This is a genomic window from Aliiroseovarius halocynthiae (genome assembly GCF_007004645.1).
Taxonomy (GTDB): Bacteria; Pseudomonadota; Alphaproteobacteria; order Rhodobacterales; family Rhodobacteraceae; genus Aliiroseovarius; species Aliiroseovarius halocynthiae.
On record NZ_ML660019.1, the window covers coordinates 923108 to 938560 of the forward strand.

Below are 15453 nucleotides of genomic sequence, written 5' to 3' on the forward strand. Positions count from 1 at the left end.
AGGGGGACTAACCCTATGGAATACGTCGAAATTTTCGAAGTCGGTCCGCGCGACGGGCTGCAAAACGAAAAGCGCCAGATCCCGACTGCGGAAAAGATTGCACTGGTCGATCTTCTGTCTGGCGCGGGGTTCAAGCGGATCGAGGTCGCCAGTTTCGTTAGCCCGAAATGGGTGCCACAGATGGCCGACAGCGCTGATGTGCTGGCCGGAATCACACGGGCGGATGGCGTATCTTATGCGGCGCTGACCCCGAACATGCGGGGGCTTGAAGGGGCCATTGCAGCCAAGGCAGACGAGATCGCAATTTTCGGATCCGCGTCCGAAGGGTTTTCCAAGGCCAATATCAACTGCACGATTGCCGAAAGCCTAGAGCGGTTCCAGCCCGTGGCCGAAGCTGCGAAGGCGGCAGGTCTTCCCATGCGCGGTTATATCTCTTGCGTGACGGACTGCCCTTATGATGGCAAGACCGATCCCGCGCAGGTGGCTTGGGTCGCGAAAGAACTGCTCGCCATGGGCTGTTATGAAATCTCACTGGGCGATACGATCGGGCAGGCGACGCCGGACAGTATCTCGACCATGCTCGACGCCGTGCTGGGCGAAGGCGACGCGTCGAAATTTGCAGGTCATTATCATGACACCAGCGGTCGGGCTTGCGACAATGTTGAGGCCACGCTGGCTAAGGGCATTCGTGTCTTCGACGCGGCCGTTGGCGGGTTGGGCGGATGCCCTTATGCGCCGGGGGCGCAGGGCAATGTCGCGACCGAGGCTGTGCATGATCGCGTGATTGCGCTGGGCTATGCCACGGGATTGGATCGTGACATTCTGGATAAAGCGGCAGCGTTGGCCCGTCAGATGCGGGCTGGGTAAATGATCAAGCTGTTTGAGCTTTCGGAACGTGTGATGAAAATGGATGCGGCCACATGGCAGCGACACGCAAACCCGTGGTCAGTGTACTCCCGTATGACGATCCTTCCTTTGCTGGCGCTGGCGGTTTTTAGTCGCGTTTGGCTGGGGGCGTGGGCATGGTTGGCTGTGGCGCTGGTGCTGTTGTGGGTCTGGGTGAACCCACGGCTGTTTTCGGCACCTCAAAGTCTTGATAACTGGGCGTCGCGTGGCGTGCTGGGTGAACAGATTTTGCTGCGGCGATCTGATGAATTGCCGCGTCATCATAAACGCTGGGCAATGGGATTGGGCTTGGCATCCGTTCCGGGTCTCGCCCTGATGGTGTGGGCGCTTTGGCAGCTTGATGCGTTATTGATTGTCGCGGCAGTCATTTTGGCGATGGGGCCGAAACTCTGGTTTCTGGATAGAATGAACTGGCTTTACGCCGATTGGTGTCACGCGCATGGGAAGGACTTGGGCGATGTATGAAACGATCCGAATTGACACGGACGGGCGCGGTGTTGCGACGTTGCTGTTGGACCGCGCCGAGAAGCACAACGCCATGTCGGCCCAGATGATTGAAGAGCTGACGGACGCTGCGCATAGGCTTGGCGCGGATGACGCGGTGCGCGTTGTTATCCTGACTGGAGACGGCAAAAGCTTCTGTGCGGGCGGCGATCTGCGCTGGATGCAGGACCAAATGGCGGCAGACCCGGTGACTCGCGGTGTCGAGGCCAAGAAACTGGCCATGATGTTGAACGCATTGAATGAAATGCCCAAACCCCTGATTGCGAAGGTGCAAGGGCAGGCGTTCGGGGGCGGGGTTGGTATGGCCTCGGTGTCGGATGTGTCAATCGGTGTGCAAGGGGCAAAGTTCGGACTGACTGAAACCCGTTTGGGTCTGATCCCGGCCACCATCGGCCCCTATGTTCTTGCCCGTTTGGGCGAGGCGATGGCGCGCCGTGTCTTTATGTCGGCCCGGATCTTTGATGCGAATGAGGCTGTAACGCTGGGCCTTCTGGCCAAGGCCGTCGCGCCTGAAGATCTGGATTCCGCGGTCGAGGCAGAAGTTAAACCCTATCTGTCCGTCGCCCCCGGCGCCGTGGCCGAAGCCAAAGCCTTGGCCCGCCGTCTTGGTCCGCCCATCACGGAAGAGATCATCGACGAAACCATCGCCGGTCTTGTCGCGCGCTGGGAAAGCGCCGAGGCGCAGGAAGGCATTGCAGCCTTTTTCGCGAAAGAAAAGCCGAGCTGGGCTTAGTCCACTGGGGTGAGCCATTGCACAAGAGTGCCTGTACCGCGCCGGAGGATCCGATTGGTCCTCGGCGCAGTAGGGGATGATGTGCATTGCGCGTCTGAATCTGGTCTGGCGTACCGTCAGTGGCCGTACGAGATGCACGGCAAAGTGAGTCTTTCATGGGAGAGATTTTTCCGAGTTCAAGATAGCACGAATGGAAATTCGACCATCTTCCGCAGGATTTTTCCTTAACGCGTTATTGAATTTGTTAGGGGCCCGAGCAGAAAGCCATGATCTTATCCCAGTAAATAAGGGGTATTGATCGTTTCTGAATTCAGACGACAAACACATTCAGAAAAAAGCATGATTGCGCCATTCGGTTGACCCTTCGCACACGCGGCGGTAAACCGCACATAGCTAGCGAAAGGCGGCTTGTCCGCTTTCATAAGGAGCCACACGTGGAAGATCTTCTCCGGGAATACCTCCCCATCATCATTTTCCTCGGACTCGCCATTGTTATCGGACTTGTTCTGATCCTCGCCGCCGTCGTGCTGGCAGTCCGCAATCCTGACCCCGAAAAACTCAGCGCTTATGAATGTGGCTTCAACGCCTTCGATGATGCGCGGATGAAATTCGACGTCCGATTTTACCTGGTGTCGATCCTGTTCATCATTTTCGATCTGGAAATCGCCTTCCTGTTCCCTTGGGCCGTCGCCTTCAAGGATGTTGGGCTTTTGGGTTTCTGGTCGATGATGGTGTTTCTGGCCGTACTGACCATCGGCTTTGCTTACGAATGGAAGAAAGGTGCGCTGGAATGGGAGTGATGACAGGAGCCAATACGGCAGGCGGTGACCGCGAACACGCGACCCGTCTTCTGAACGATCAGCTGGCCGATAAAGGCTTTCTGCTGACCACCACAGACGACATCATCAACTGGGCCCGTACCGGGTCGCTGCACTGGATGACCTTTGGTCTGGCCTGCTGCGCGGTCGAGATGATGCACTCGGCTATGGCGCATTACGACCTTGAGCGTTTTGGGACCGCCCCGCGTGCGTCCCCGCGCCAGTCGGACCTGATGATTGTGGCCGGCACTCTGACCAACAAGATGGCGCCCGCGCTGCGTAAGGTTTACGACCAGATGCCTGATCCGCGCTATGTGATCTCGATGGGATCCTGCGCAAATGGTGGTGGCTATTATCACTATTCCTATTCGGTGGTGCGTGGCTGTGACCGCATTGTGCCGGTCGACGTTTATGTCCCCGGCTGCCCCCCGACCGCAGAAGCGCTGCTTTACGGCATCCTGCAACTGCAACGCAAAATCCGCCGTACCGGCACGATTGTGAGGTAAGCGATGAGCGAAGCCCTGAACGAACTTGGCGCCACCATCGAGGCCAAGCGCCCTGACTGTGTCCTGAGCTGGGATGTCACGTTCGACGAACTGACCGTGAATGTGCCGCTGTCGGGCATTCCGGCGTTTATTGAGTTTCTGAAGGCGGATAATGCCTGTAAGTTCTCGACGCTGGTGGACATCACCGCGGTTGACCATCCCGAGCGTGAGGCCCGTTTCGACGTCGTCTATCATTTCTTGTCGATGTACACGAACCAACGCATCCGCGTAAAAGTGGCCGTGCGCGAGGACGAGATGGTGCCCTCGATCACCGAAGTCCACAAATCCGCCAACTGGTTCGAACGTGAAGTCTTCGACATGTTCGGGATCTTGTTCTCGGGCCACCCGGATCTGCGCCGCATCCTGACGGATTATGGCTTCCGTGGCTTTCCGCTGCGCAAGGACTTCCCGACCACCGGTTATACTGAAGTGCGTTATGACGAAGTCGAGAAGCGCGTGGTCTATGAACCCGTGACCCTGACGCAGGATTACCGCCAGTTCGATTTCATGTCCCCGTGGGAAGGTGCAAACTATATCCTGCCTGGTGACGAGAAAACGGAAGAAGCCAAAGGCTGAACCTGATGATCGAGCAAACCTTCATATTCTGCGTTGGGGCGACAAAGGCTGGGACAAGTTGGCTGTATGACTACCTCAATTCGCATCGGGAGTGTCAGCTTCCGGCCGTGAAGGAGCTTCACTATTTTGATGCGCTTGAGCATGGAAGTGGTGCCTGGCACCGCAAGCAGCTTGAAGGACGGCTGGAAGGTGTGCGGTCACGATTGGACGCAGCCGACTCTCTAAATCTGCATCAGGAACGTCTGCTGACGGATGGCGAAGGTTGGCTGAATACGTTTGACGGGGAAACCCGTGATGATGATGCCTATTTGCAGTTTGTCCGAAACGCCGCAGGCGATGCCAAGCTGATAGGTGATTTCACCCCGGCCTATGGCATGCTGAAAGAAGCGACCTTCCGTACTATGGCGGGGCTTACAGACAAGGTGCGCTTCGTCTTTTTGATGCGCGATCCGGTGGAGCGCATCTGGTCGAATATCCGCATGATTGCGGGGCAGGACGGGCCTGCCACTTTGGAGGCCAAGATCAAGGGCGTTCTGGACGGGACGGCCACGAATATCCTTGAGAGGTCGAACTATCGCCGCACTCTGAACCGTCTCAGCGCGGCCATGCCGACCGAGATGTTTCACATTGAGTATTACGAACGGCTGTTCACACCTGATGCAATATCGCGTCTCTGTGCCTTTCTGGGGATTACCCATGAACCTGCACAGTTTGAGCGCGTGGTGCATCGCAGCGCGCCCGCAGATTTACCAGCGGCCCAGCGGGCCCAGCTGCAAACAGCACTTAAACCGCAATACAATTTCGTTGAGAAGTTCATGGGTGAGCTTCCAACGGAATGGACCCAGAAGATGGTGAGCGTATGATGGACGGATCCAAGACCTTCGATGACGCCCTAAACGGCGAACAGAAGATCCGAAACTTTAACATCAACTTCGGGCCTCAGCACCCGGCGGCACACGGCGTGCTGCGCATGGTGCTTGAGCTGGACGGCGAGATTGTCGAGCGGGCTGACCCGCATATCGGCCTTCTGCACCGCGGCACCGAAAAGTTGATGGAAAGCCGCACCTATCTGCAGAACCTGCCGTATTTCGACCGGCTGGACTATGTGGCGCCGATGAACCAGGAACACGCTTGGTGTCTGGTAATCGAAAAGCTGGCCGGTGTCGAAGTGCCGCGCCGGGCACAGCTGATCCGCGTTCTGTATTCGGAAATCGGTCGTATCCTAAACCACCTTTTGAACATCACCACACAGGCGATGGACGTTGGTGCGCTGACTCCGCCTCTGTGGGGGTTCGTAGAGCGCGAAGCGCTGATGGGCTTTTATGAGCGCGCCTGTGGTGCCCGTCTGCACGCAGCCTATTTCCGTCCCGGCGGTGTGCATCAGGACCTGCCACCCGAGCTGATCGACGATATCGAGACTTGGGCGCATCATTTCCCGTCGCGGATCAAGGATCTGGACGAGCTTCTGTCTGAGAACCGCATCTTCAAGCAACGTAATGCTGACATTGGTGTGGTGAACGAACAGGACATTCTGGATTGGGGCTTCTCGGGCGTGATGGTCCGTGGATCCGGTCTGGCATGGGATTTGCGTCGTGCGCAGCCTTACGAATGCTATGACGAGTTCGACTTCCAGATCCCGGTTGGCAAAAACGGTGACTGCTATGATCGCTATCTGGTGCGGATGGAAGAGATGCGCCAGTCACTGTCGATCATCCTGCAAGCTGTTGAAAAACTGCGTGCCCCTGAAGGGCAGGGCGATGTGATGGCGCGGGGCAAGCTGACCCCACCTAAGCGCAGCGATATGAAAACGTCGATGGAAAGCTTGATCCACCATTTCAAGCTGTACACCGAAGGCTTCAAGTTACCCGAAGGCGAGGTCTATGCCGCCGTTGAAGCGCCCAAGGGTGAGTTCGGCGTCTATTTGGTCTCGGACGGGTCCAACAAACCCTACCGCTCGAAAATTCGCGCACCCGGATTCTTGCATCTTCAGGCCATGGACTATGTGGCCGGGGGCCACCAACTGGCCGACGTCGCCGCCATCATCGGCACAATGGACGTCGTGTTTGGGGAGATTGACCGCTAATGCTTCGCCGTTTGCATCATGAACAGCCCGAAAGCTTTGCTTTCACACCAGCCAATCTTGCATGGGCGGAAGGGCAGATTACGAAGTTCCCCGAGGGGCGTCAGGCCTCGGCGGTGATCCCGCTTTTGTGGCGTGCGCAGGAACAGGAAGGCTGGCTGACTAAGCCTGCGATTGAAGCTGTCGCTGACATGCTGGGTATGGCCTATATCCGCGTGCTGGAAGTCGCCTCGTTCTATTTCATGTTCCAGCTGCAACCGGTTGGATCTGTTGCGCATATTCAGGTTTGTGGCACCACCGGCTGCATGATTTGCGGCGCAGAAGATCTGATCGCCATTTGCCGCGAGAAGATCGCCGATAAGCCGCATGTTGTGTCCGATGACGGCAAGCTGAGTTGGGAAGAGGTCGAGTGCCTTGGATCCTGCACCAACGCGCCGATGGCTCAGATCGGTAAGGATTATTACGAAGACCTTACGGCTGAGACTTTTGGCAAGATCATTGACGAGCTGCGTGCTGGAAATGTGCCCACGCCCGGCCCGCAAAACGGTCGTTACGCGGCCGAACCTCTGTCGGGTCTGACCTCGTTGACCGAATATGACAGCGGTAAGACGCAGTATAACGCGTCGGTTCAGCTGGCAGCGGATATCGGGGATACCGTGAAGCGCATCGACGGGACGGAAGTTCCGCTGTTGACGCCGTGGCTGGGCAAAGACGGCAAGGTTGCTGGTCGTGACGCTGCCGCGCCGACACCAAGAGCGCCTGCGACCGGCAAGACAGCCGCGCAGCAAGCCAAGCCGGCCGCCAAGAAAGCCGCACCTAAGAAAACCGCCGCAAAAGCGCCCGCTAAGGCGACGAAAGCCGATGCTGCCCCCGCAGCCACAGGCAAGGCGAAAAAACCGCGCACTATGAAGGCCCCCCGCAAAGCGGGTGCGGACGATCTGAAACAGCTGAAGGGCGTTGGTCCGAAGTTGGAAGGCGTCCTGAATGGCCTTGGCTTCTGGCATTTCGACCAGGTTGCCAAATGGGGTGCAGACGAGATTGCCTGGGTTGACGATCAACTGTCCTTCAAAGGACGGATTGAGCGCGACGGTTGGGTAGAGCAAGCCAAGACTTTGGCAGAAGGTGGCGAGACCGAGTTCTCGTCCAAGGTCAAGAAGGGCAAGATCTACTAAGCACTGCGTAGGAAAACCAGGTATGTTCATGAACGCGACAGATCATAAGTGTATGAGAAGGCAGCAAAAAGCCACCGCACCTGTGCGTTCTTTCTTTGTGTCCAACATCAACAACAGGGTTAAGGGACAATGAGTAAAGAGACTGGATTTCCAAGCTGTAAACAAACTTGCTGGATCGTCGGCGGAATAATTGGCATCGCACTTTGGTTGACGATTTCGGGCATTATGGGCCTGATTATCGGTCTGATTGCTGCCGTTTTTCTGGCGATTGTTATGCAAAAACTGTTCTGCGGTGACGTCGAAGAGACAATTAAGCCTGTCGCGTCGACGACGCCTGCACGGGCAGCCTCGGATGCGACATCGACCACGCAGGCAGCGCCCGCGATGGCGGTCGCAGACGTGGCTGCAGAGGCGTCAGCATCTGAAGCTTCTGTTCAGGCAGAAGCCGTTCAAAAAGATGCGGTTGTTGAAGCACCTCGTGTGACCGAGGAGCCGGCAGAAGACGCACCGGCACCAGCTGAGAAGCCCGCGCCTGCATCGAAGAAACCTGCGGCGAAAAAGCCAGCGGCGGCTGCGAAGAAGCCTGCGACGAAAAAGAAAGCTCCGGCGAAGAAAACCACGACCAAGGCGACGGCTGCGAAATCCACCGCATCGGTCGAGGTGACCGGGAAGCCCAAGAAACCACGTACAATGAAAGCGCCACGCAAAGCCGGGGCAGATGATTTGAAACAGTTGAAGGGTGTCGGCCCGAAGCTTGAGCAGACCCTAAACGGTCTTGGCTTTTGGCATTTCGATCAGATCTCGAAGTGGAATGCGGATGAGATCGCCTGGGTGGACGACAACCTAAGCTTCAAAGGCCGGATCGAACGGGACGGCTGGGTAGAACAGGCCAAGACCCTGGCGGAGGGCGGAGAGACTGCATTCTCGTCCAAAGTCAAAAAGGGCAAGGTCTATTAAGGAATGGAAATGGCAACCGACCCACAGAACAACAAGACACGTCAGGGGCGTTTGGCGGCACTCGTCATCGCGGCGACCGGTGTGTTGTGGGTCGGGGGCACTTTTGCTGGCAATTCACTTGGGTGGTCCAACCGGACGATGGCCCTGATGGATCTTCTGGCATTGGCCGGTTTCGTTTTCGGACTGGTTGTAACGTATCGGATCTGGCGTCAGCGCCAGACGGATGAAGGATAAAAGCGAATGCTGCAGGATAAAGACCGGATCTTTACCAACCTCTATGGCATGCACGAGCGCACCCTTGCAGGTGCAAAGCAACGCGGCCACTGGGACGGCACAGCCGGGATCATCAAAAAGGGTCGCGAGTGGATCGTTGAACAGATGAAAGCCTCGGGTCTTCGTGGTCGCGGTGGGGCTGGTTTCCCGACCGGTCTGAAATGGTCCTTCATGCCGAAGGAAAGCGATGGGCGTCCGGCTTATCTGGTTATCAATGCGGATGAATCCGAGCCCGGCACCTGTAAAGACCGCGAGATCATGCGCCATGACCCGCATACGCTGATCGAGGGCGCGTTGATCGCCTCTTTCGCGATGAACGCGAATACGGCTTATATCTATATTCGCGGCGAATTCATTCGCGAGCGTGAAGCGCTGCAAGCGGCGATTGATGAAGCTTATGACGCGGGTCTTTTGGGCAAGAACGCTGCGAAATCCGGCTGGGATTTTGATCTGTTCCTGCATCACGGGGCAGGGGCCTATATCTGCGGTGAAGAAACCGCGCTGATCGAAAGCCTTGAAGGCAAGAAAGGCATGCCGCGCATGAAGCCGCCTTTCCCGGCGGGTGCAGGTTTGTACGGCTGCCCGACCACAGTGAACAACGTGGAATCGATCGCTGTTGTACCGACCATCCTGCGCCGTGGGCCAGAGTGGTTTGCATCGTTCGGTCGCCCCAACAATGCGGGCACCAAACTGTTTGGCATTTCGGGCCATGTAAACAACCCCTGCGTGGTGGAAGAAGCCATGTCGATCAGCTTTGAAGAGCTGATTGAGAAGCATTGCGGCGGCATTCGTGGCGGTTGGGATAACCTGAAAGCGGTTATTCCGGGCGGATCTTCAGTGCCCTGTGTGCGCGGCGAAAACATGCGCGACGCGGTGATGGATTTCGATTATCTGCGCGGCGAGCTGGGCTCGGGTCTTGGGACTGCGGCAGTGATTGTGATGGACCAGTCCACCGACATCATCAAAGCCATTTGGCGGCTGTCGAAATTCTATAAACATGAAAGCTGCGGTCAGTGTACGCCGTGCCGCGAAGGCACCGGCTGGATGATGCGCGTGATGGATCGTTTGGTGAAGGGCGAGGCGGATGTCGATGAAATCGACATGCTGTGGGACGTGACCAAACAAGTCGAAGGCCACACGATTTGTGCGCTGGGGGATGCGGCTGCATGGCCAATCCAGGGCCTGATCCGCAACTTCCGTGATGAAATCGAAGACCGTATTCGCGTGAATAAACAGGGCAAAGTCAGCATCGCTGCTGAGTGAGTCAACGATTGATAGGGTAGAGGCCAGGAAATGAACGTGAAGTACAACATACTGAAAACCGGCGATTTATCGCCCGTTTTGGCGTGTTGTTATTGCATGACAATGCCTGACATACCCATCTCCTTTGTAAACAAAGGAGTTTTGACATGATGAGTACACGAACTGTTCTTCTGGCCGCTGGCCTATCCGTAACTGCTGGGATGGCGTCGGCCACAGATTATGATGCGCTGCGTAAAGATAGCCGCATGCATAACGAGCTGTTGGGCGCGTCAATTGCGTATTTGATTGACGAGAACTGTTCGTCGCTGACGCTGCGGAAATTCCGCCTGCTGAACAAGGCGTTTTCGCTGCGCAGCCATGCGGTTGGGTTGGGATATTCGACCCGCGAGGTCATGGATTATGTGGACAGTAAGGCCGAGCAGGATCGCTTCCGCGCGATTGCCGAACCGATGCTGGCCAAACGCGGTGCGAAGCCGGGAAATGAAGCAAGCTATTGCGCCATCGGGCGCGAGAATATGGAAAAAGGCACCTTCTCGGGCACATTGCTGACCGAGGGATAGGCGCCAAAGACGTGCGGGATCGGGGACAACCCCGGCCCGCGAAATGAAAAGGGACCGTGATGAGCGACCTGAAAAAGATCGTCATTGACGACATGGAAGTTGAAGTTGATGGCGCGATGACGCTGATCCAGGCATGTGAAGTGGCCGGGATCGAAGTTCCGCGTTTCTGCTATCACGAACGTCTGTCGATTGCGGGTAACTGCCGCATGTGTCTGGTCGAGGTCGTCGGCGGTCCGCCCAAGCCGGCGGCAAGTTGTGCGATGCAGGTGCGCGATTTGCGTCCCGGTCCGGAAGGTCAGCCGCCGGTTGTGAAAACCAACTCGCCCATGGTCAAGAAGGCCCGCGAAGGCGTGATGGAATTCATGCTGATCAACCACCCGCTGGATTGCCCGATCTGTGACCAAGGTGGCGAGTGTGATCTGCAAGATCAGGCCATGGCTTACGGCATGTCCGGCACCCGCTTTAACGAGATGAAGCGCTCGGTCGATGATCTGGATCTGGGGCCGCTGGTTGGCACGGCGATGACCCGTTGCATCAGCTGTACGCGCTGCGTTCGCTTTACCTCAGAAATCGCAGGTATCACGCAGATGGGCCAAACCGGTCGCGGCGAAGATGCCGAGATCACCAGCTATCTGAACCAGACTCTGAACAGCAACCTTCAGGGCAACATCATTGACCTGTGCCCGGTCGGTGCGCTGACCTCGAAACCTTACGCCTTCACCGCCCGTCCGTGGGAACTGACCAAGACCGAAACCATCGACGTGATGGACGCGCTGGGATCGAACATCCGCGTCGACACAAAAGGCCGCGAAGTCATGCGCGTGCTGCCGCGCAACCATGACGGCGTGAACGAGGAATGGATTTCCGACAAGACGCGCTTCATTTGGGACGGCCTGCGTCGTCAGCGTCTGGATGTGCCTTACATCCGCGAAAACGGCAAATTGCGCAAAGCCACCTGGGGGGAGGCTCTGACGAAAACTGCCGAGGCGATGAAGGGTGCGAATAAGGTTGCCGGTCTGATCGGTGATCTGGCCTCGGCCGAGGCGGCATTTTCGCTCAAGACCATTGTTGAAGGCCTGGGCGGCAACGTCGAATGTCGCACCGACAACGCGCGCCTGCCGATTGGCAACCGTTCGGGCTATGTCGGTACCGCGGCGATCGAAGACATTGACAACGCCAAGTTCATTCAGTTGATCGGCACCAACCCGCGTGTTGAAGCACCGGTTCTGAACGCTCGGATCCGCAAAGCGTGGCTGAACGGGGCCGAGGTCGGTCTGGTCGGTGAAGCCGCCGATCTGACCTATGATTATGCGCATGTCGGCAATGACCGTGCGGCGTTGGATAGCATCGTGGGCAAGGATTATGGTGCTGTCAAAGACGCGCCGTCCGTCGTGATCGTGGGGCAGGGTGCCCTGCGCGAGGCCGATGGCCTGGCCGTGTTGTCGAACGCGATGAAACTGGCCGAAGACACGGGTTCCAAGCTGATGATCCTGCACACCGCTGCGGGTCGTGTGGGCGCTATGGATCTGGGTGCCGTGACCGAAGGTGGTTTGGACGCCGCGACTGCTGGCGCTGACGTCATCTTCAACATGGGTGCGGATGAGATCGAAATCGGCGACGGTCCGTTTGTGATCTATCAGGGCAGCCACGGTGACCGCGGTGCAATGCGTGCTGACGTGATCCTGCCGGGCGCTGCCTATACCGAGGAAAGCGGGCTTTTCGTCAATACCGAAGGCCGCCCGCAAGTTGCTTTGCGTGCCAATTTCGCGCCGGGTGAGGCCAAGGAAAACTGGGCAATCCTGCGGGCTTTGTCGGCCGAGCTGGGCGCGACACTGCCGTGGGACACGCAGGCCGGTCTGCGCCGCGCGATGGTCGAATCTGCTCCTGTTCTGGGCGGTGTTGATCAGGTGGCAGAAAACGAATGGCAGCCGCTTCCGGTCGAAAAGATGGGCAACGCGTCCTTCCGCTATGTGATTGGTGATTTCTATCTGACCAACCCGATTGCGCGGGCGTCGGAAGTCATGGCCGAACTGTCTGCGCAGGCGCGCGCCCGCACGGCAGCATCGCTGGCTGCTGAATGAAATATGATTACCTACGGTCTGAGGGCTTGAAGAGATATGTATGAATTCTTCACCACAACAAATCTGGGCATCGCGCTTTTGATCATTGGTCAGTGTCTGCTGATCGTGGTCCCACTTCTGGTGGCGCTGGCCTTTCTGCTCTATTTCGACCGCAAGGTCTGGGCGGCTGTTCAGCTGCGCAAGGGTCCCAACGTGGTTGGCGCATTTGGCGTCTTGCAGTCCTTCGCGGACTTCCTGAAATATGTGCTGAAGGAAATCGTGGTGCCCGCAGGCGCGGACCGGTTTGTCTTCATGCTGGCCCCGATGCTGAGCTTTGTGCTGGCCATGGTCGCCTGGGCGGTGATCCCGTTCAACGACGGCTGGGTTCTGGCCGATGTGAACGTGGCGATCCTGTTCGTCTTCGCGGTCTCCTCGCTTGAGGTGTACGGCGTGATTATGGGCGGCTGGGCATCGAACTCGAAATACCCGTTCCTTGGCTCGCTGCGCTCGGCTGCGCAGATGATTTCCTATGAAGTCTCGATCGGTCTGATCATCATCGGTGTGATCATCTCGACCGGATCGATGAACTTTGGTGACATCGTGAACGCGCAAGACGGTAAGGGATTGCTCAGCTGGTATTGGCTGCCACACTTCCCGATGGTCTTCCTGTTCCTGATCTCGGCCTTGGCGGAAACCAACCGCCCGCCGTTTGACTTGCCAGAAGCGGAGTCGGAACTGGTGGCAGGCTATCAGGTGGAATACTCGTCCACGCCCTTCCTTCTGTTCATGATTGGTGAATATGTGGCCATCGTTCTGATGTGTACACTGATCTCGATCCTGTTCTTCGGCGGCTGGCTGTCCCCGGTCGAGGCGCTGCCGGATGGTATCCTGTGGCTGTTTGCGAAGATCTTCTTTTTCTTCTTCGTCTTCTCGATGGTCAAGGCCATCACGCCGCGCTACCGCTATGACCAACTGATGCGCATTGGCTGGAAAGTCTTCCTGCCCCTATCGCTGGGCTGGGTCGTTCTGGTCGCATTCTTCGCCCAATACGGGGCATTCTGGGGCGCTTATGCCCGCTGGACTGTGGGGGGCTGATCGATGGTATTTGATTACGCACGCGCAACAAAATACTTCCTGTTGATGGACTTCTTCAAAGGGTTCCAATTGGGTCTGAAATACTTCTTCTCGAAGAAGGCGACGATCAACTACCCGTTTGAAAAGGGTCCGCTCAGCCCACGTTTCCGTGGTGAACATGCGCTGCGCCGTTACCCCAACGGGGAAGAGCGCTGCATCGCTTGTAAACTATGCGAGGCGATCTGCCCTGCACAGGCCATCACCATCGACGCGGAACCCCGAGACGATGGCTCGCGCCGCACCACGCGCTATGACATCGACATGACCAAATGCATCTATTGTGGCTTCTGTCAGGAAGCCTGCCCGGTGGATGCGATCGTCGAAGGTCCGAATTTCGAGTTTGCCACCGAAACCCGTGAAGAGCTGTTCTATGACAAGGAAAAACTTCTTGAGAACGGCGAACGTTGGGAAGCCGAGATCGCGCGCAACATCGAACTTGATGCGCCCTATCGCTAAGGAAACCCAATGAACGACTTTTCAAAAAAATACGCCGAGATGATGGAGCAGGGCACCTTGATGCTTCGCGCCTTCAATCCAGCGCTCGAGAAGTTCGTTCCTGAAGGTCTCGACAAGCTGATGCCCACCATGCCGAAAGACATGATGGACATGATGTTCGGCAATACGTTCAACAAGGACGGGCTGGACGCCAAAACCCGCATGTTGGTGGCCCTTGCTGGTCTGGTTGCGGCTGGCGCGCAAACTGGTCCGCAGATCAAAGTCACCGTGCGCCATGCTTTAGAAGCAGGCGCGTCCGAGAAAGAGATCGCGGAAGTGATCTATCAAATGTCCATGTTGGGCGGCCTTCCGGCGATGAACCGGGCGCTTGAAGAAGCGCAAGCCGTCTTTGACGAAAATCAGGAGGGGGACGCATGAGCGTTGCCGATTTCGCCTTTTACCTCTTTGCCCTGACCACCGTGGTCGGCGGGTTCTTTACTGTTGTGTCAAGAAACCCCGTCCACTCGGTCCTATGGCTGATCACCGCCTTCATCGGCGCAACGGGCTTGTTCGTCCTTTTGGGCGCCGAGTTCGTGGCGATGCTTCTGATGATCGTCTATGTGGGCGCGGTCGCGGTGCTGTTCCTATTCGTTGTCATGATGCTGGACGTGGACTTCGCAGCCCTAAAGGCCGAGATGTCGAAATCTCTGCCGCTGGCGCTGTTGATCGGTGTGATCCTTCTGATGGAGCTGGGCACGATCTTCGGTGTCTGGCAGTTCTCGGACGGGGCAATGGCGGCGCGTGTTTCGGTCACGCCCGCACTGGATGTCGCCCATAACACGCAGGCGCTGGGGCAGATCCTTTACACCGACTACATCCTGCTTTTCCAACTGGCAGGCCTAATTCTGCTGGTCGCCATGATTGGCGCCATCGTCCTGACCCTGCGCCACCGTACCAACGTGAAGCGTCAGAACGTGGTCGCCCAGATGCACCGCGACCCGGCCAAAGCGATGGAGATCATCGACGTGAAACCGGGGCAGGGGCTTTGAGGGCTGAGATGAGCATTTCTAAGAATACAGGGGTCAACTGCACCGGCAGTGCGGCCCGGAATGGAAGGGAAGACATCTAATGGTAGGTCTTGAACATTATCTCGCAGTTGGTGCGGCGCTGTTCGTCATCGGCATTTTCGGGCTCTTCCTGAACCGTAAGAACGTCATCATCCTTCTGATGTCGATCGAACTGATGCTTCTGTCCGTGAACATCAACCTTGTCGCGTTCTCGGCCTATCTGGGCGATCTGACGGGGCAGGTTTTCACGCTGTTTGTTTTGACTGTGGCCGCTGCTGAAGCTGCCATTGGTCTGGCGATCCTTGTCAGCTTCTTCCGCAACCGCGGCACGATTGCTGTCGAAGACGTCAACGTGATGAAAGGCTAAAGG

Annotated in this window: 19 protein-coding genes; all 19 read left to right on the plus strand. The window is 57.2% G+C overall.

Annotated elements, in window-relative coordinates:
* The first annotated feature begins 15 nt into the window (after window positions 1-15).
* The 19 genes from FIL88_RS04615 to nuoK all read left to right on the plus strand — a co-directional run bounded on the left by FIL88_RS04615 (window position 16) and on the right by nuoK (window position 15450).
* The gene (locus FIL88_RS04615) at window positions 16-867 is read left to right on the plus strand and encodes a hydroxymethylglutaryl-CoA lyase (protein WP_142852623.1); all 852 of its coding nucleotides are present in this window, start codon (window positions 16-18) and stop codon (window positions 865-867) included.
* Window positions 868-1371, plus strand: coding sequence for a DUF6653 family protein (locus FIL88_RS04620; protein ID WP_142852624.1), 504 nt, complete (start codon window positions 868-870; stop codon window positions 1369-1371).
* A complete protein-coding gene (locus FIL88_RS04625) occupies window positions 1364-2143 on the plus strand; it encodes a crotonase/enoyl-CoA hydratase family protein (protein WP_142852625.1) in 780 nt (259 codons plus the stop codon). The genes FIL88_RS04620 and FIL88_RS04625 overlap by 8 nt, the downstream gene beginning before the upstream one ends.
* A 434-nt stretch (window positions 2144-2577) precedes the next feature.
* A complete protein-coding gene (locus FIL88_RS04630) occupies window positions 2578-2943 on the plus strand; it encodes an NADH-quinone oxidoreductase subunit A (RefSeq protein WP_142852626.1) in 366 nt (121 codons plus the stop codon).
* Complete coding sequence (locus tag FIL88_RS04635; RefSeq protein ID WP_108855999.1) at window positions 2934-3467, plus strand: NuoB/complex I 20 kDa subunit family protein; 534 nt, start codon at window positions 2934-2936, stop codon at window positions 3465-3467. Before FIL88_RS04630 ends, FIL88_RS04635 begins: the two co-directional genes overlap by 10 nt.
* Before the next feature lie 3 nt (window positions 3468-3470).
* Entirely contained in the window at window positions 3471-4082 is a 612-nt protein-coding gene (locus FIL88_RS04640) for an NADH-quinone oxidoreductase subunit C (RefSeq protein ID WP_142852627.1), read from the plus strand.
* Between the two features lie 5 nt (window positions 4083-4087).
* Window positions 4088-4945 (plus strand): sulfotransferase, encoded by an 858-nt coding sequence (locus FIL88_RS04645; protein WP_142852628.1) that lies wholly within the window; start codon window positions 4088-4090, stop codon window positions 4943-4945.
* Window positions 4945-6165, plus strand: coding sequence for an NADH-quinone oxidoreductase subunit D (locus tag FIL88_RS04650; RefSeq protein ID WP_142853447.1), 1221 nt, complete (start codon window positions 4945-4947; stop codon window positions 6163-6165). The genes FIL88_RS04645 and FIL88_RS04650 overlap by 1 nt, the downstream gene beginning before the upstream one ends.
* The gene (locus FIL88_RS04655) at window positions 6165-7334 is read left to right on the plus strand and encodes an NADH-quinone oxidoreductase subunit E (protein WP_142852629.1); all 1170 of its coding nucleotides are present in this window, start codon (window positions 6165-6167) and stop codon (window positions 7332-7334) included. Before FIL88_RS04650 ends, FIL88_RS04655 begins: the two co-directional genes overlap by 1 nt.
* 129 nt (window positions 7335-7463) lie before the next feature.
* Window positions 7464-8291 (plus strand): NADH:quinone oxidoreductase, encoded by an 828-nt coding sequence (locus FIL88_RS16625; protein ID WP_185960838.1) that lies wholly within the window; start codon window positions 7464-7466, stop codon window positions 8289-8291.
* A gap of 9 nt (window positions 8292-8300) precedes the next feature.
* Window positions 8301-8525, plus strand: coding sequence for a DUF5337 domain-containing protein (locus FIL88_RS04670; protein ID WP_142852631.1), 225 nt, complete (start codon window positions 8301-8303; stop codon window positions 8523-8525).
* Between the two features lie 6 nt (window positions 8526-8531).
* Complete coding sequence (gene nuoF / locus FIL88_RS04675; protein WP_142852632.1) at window positions 8532-9827, plus strand: NADH-quinone oxidoreductase subunit NuoF; 1296 nt, start codon at window positions 8532-8534, stop codon at window positions 9825-9827.
* A 146-nt stretch (window positions 9828-9973) separates the two neighbouring features.
* Entirely contained in the window at window positions 9974-10387 is a 414-nt protein-coding gene (locus tag FIL88_RS04680; protein ID WP_142852633.1) for a DUF5333 domain-containing protein, read from the plus strand.
* Between the two features lie 59 nt (window positions 10388-10446).
* Window positions 10447-12468, plus strand: coding sequence for an NADH-quinone oxidoreductase subunit NuoG (nuoG, locus tag FIL88_RS04685; RefSeq protein WP_142852634.1), 2022 nt, complete (start codon window positions 10447-10449; stop codon window positions 12466-12468).
* A gap of 36 nt (window positions 12469-12504) precedes the next feature.
* Window positions 12505-13542 (plus strand): NADH-quinone oxidoreductase subunit NuoH, encoded by a 1038-nt coding sequence (gene nuoH, locus FIL88_RS04690; RefSeq protein WP_142852635.1) that lies wholly within the window; start codon window positions 12505-12507, stop codon window positions 13540-13542.
* Between the two features lie 3 nt (window positions 13543-13545).
* Window positions 13546-14037 carry an NADH-quinone oxidoreductase subunit NuoI gene (nuoI, locus tag FIL88_RS04695; protein WP_142852636.1) on the plus strand — a complete coding sequence of 164 codons (492 nt, stop codon included), beginning with the start codon at window positions 13546-13548 and terminating at the stop codon, window positions 14035-14037.
* Between the two features lie 9 nt (window positions 14038-14046).
* Complete coding sequence (locus FIL88_RS04700) at window positions 14047-14454, plus strand: carboxymuconolactone decarboxylase family protein (protein WP_142852637.1); 408 nt, start codon at window positions 14047-14049, stop codon at window positions 14452-14454.
* Window positions 14451-15065 carry an NADH-quinone oxidoreductase subunit J gene (locus FIL88_RS04705; protein WP_142852638.1) on the plus strand — a complete coding sequence of 205 codons (615 nt, stop codon included), beginning with the start codon at window positions 14451-14453 and terminating at the stop codon, window positions 15063-15065. Before FIL88_RS04700 ends, FIL88_RS04705 begins: the two co-directional genes overlap by 4 nt.
* A gap of 79 nt (window positions 15066-15144) precedes the next feature.
* Window positions 15145-15450: an NADH-quinone oxidoreductase subunit NuoK gene (gene nuoK / locus FIL88_RS04710; RefSeq protein WP_142852639.1), complete on the plus strand. Its 306-nt coding sequence runs from the start codon at window positions 15145-15147 to the stop codon at window positions 15448-15450.
* Window positions 15451-15453 lie beyond the last annotated feature (3 nt).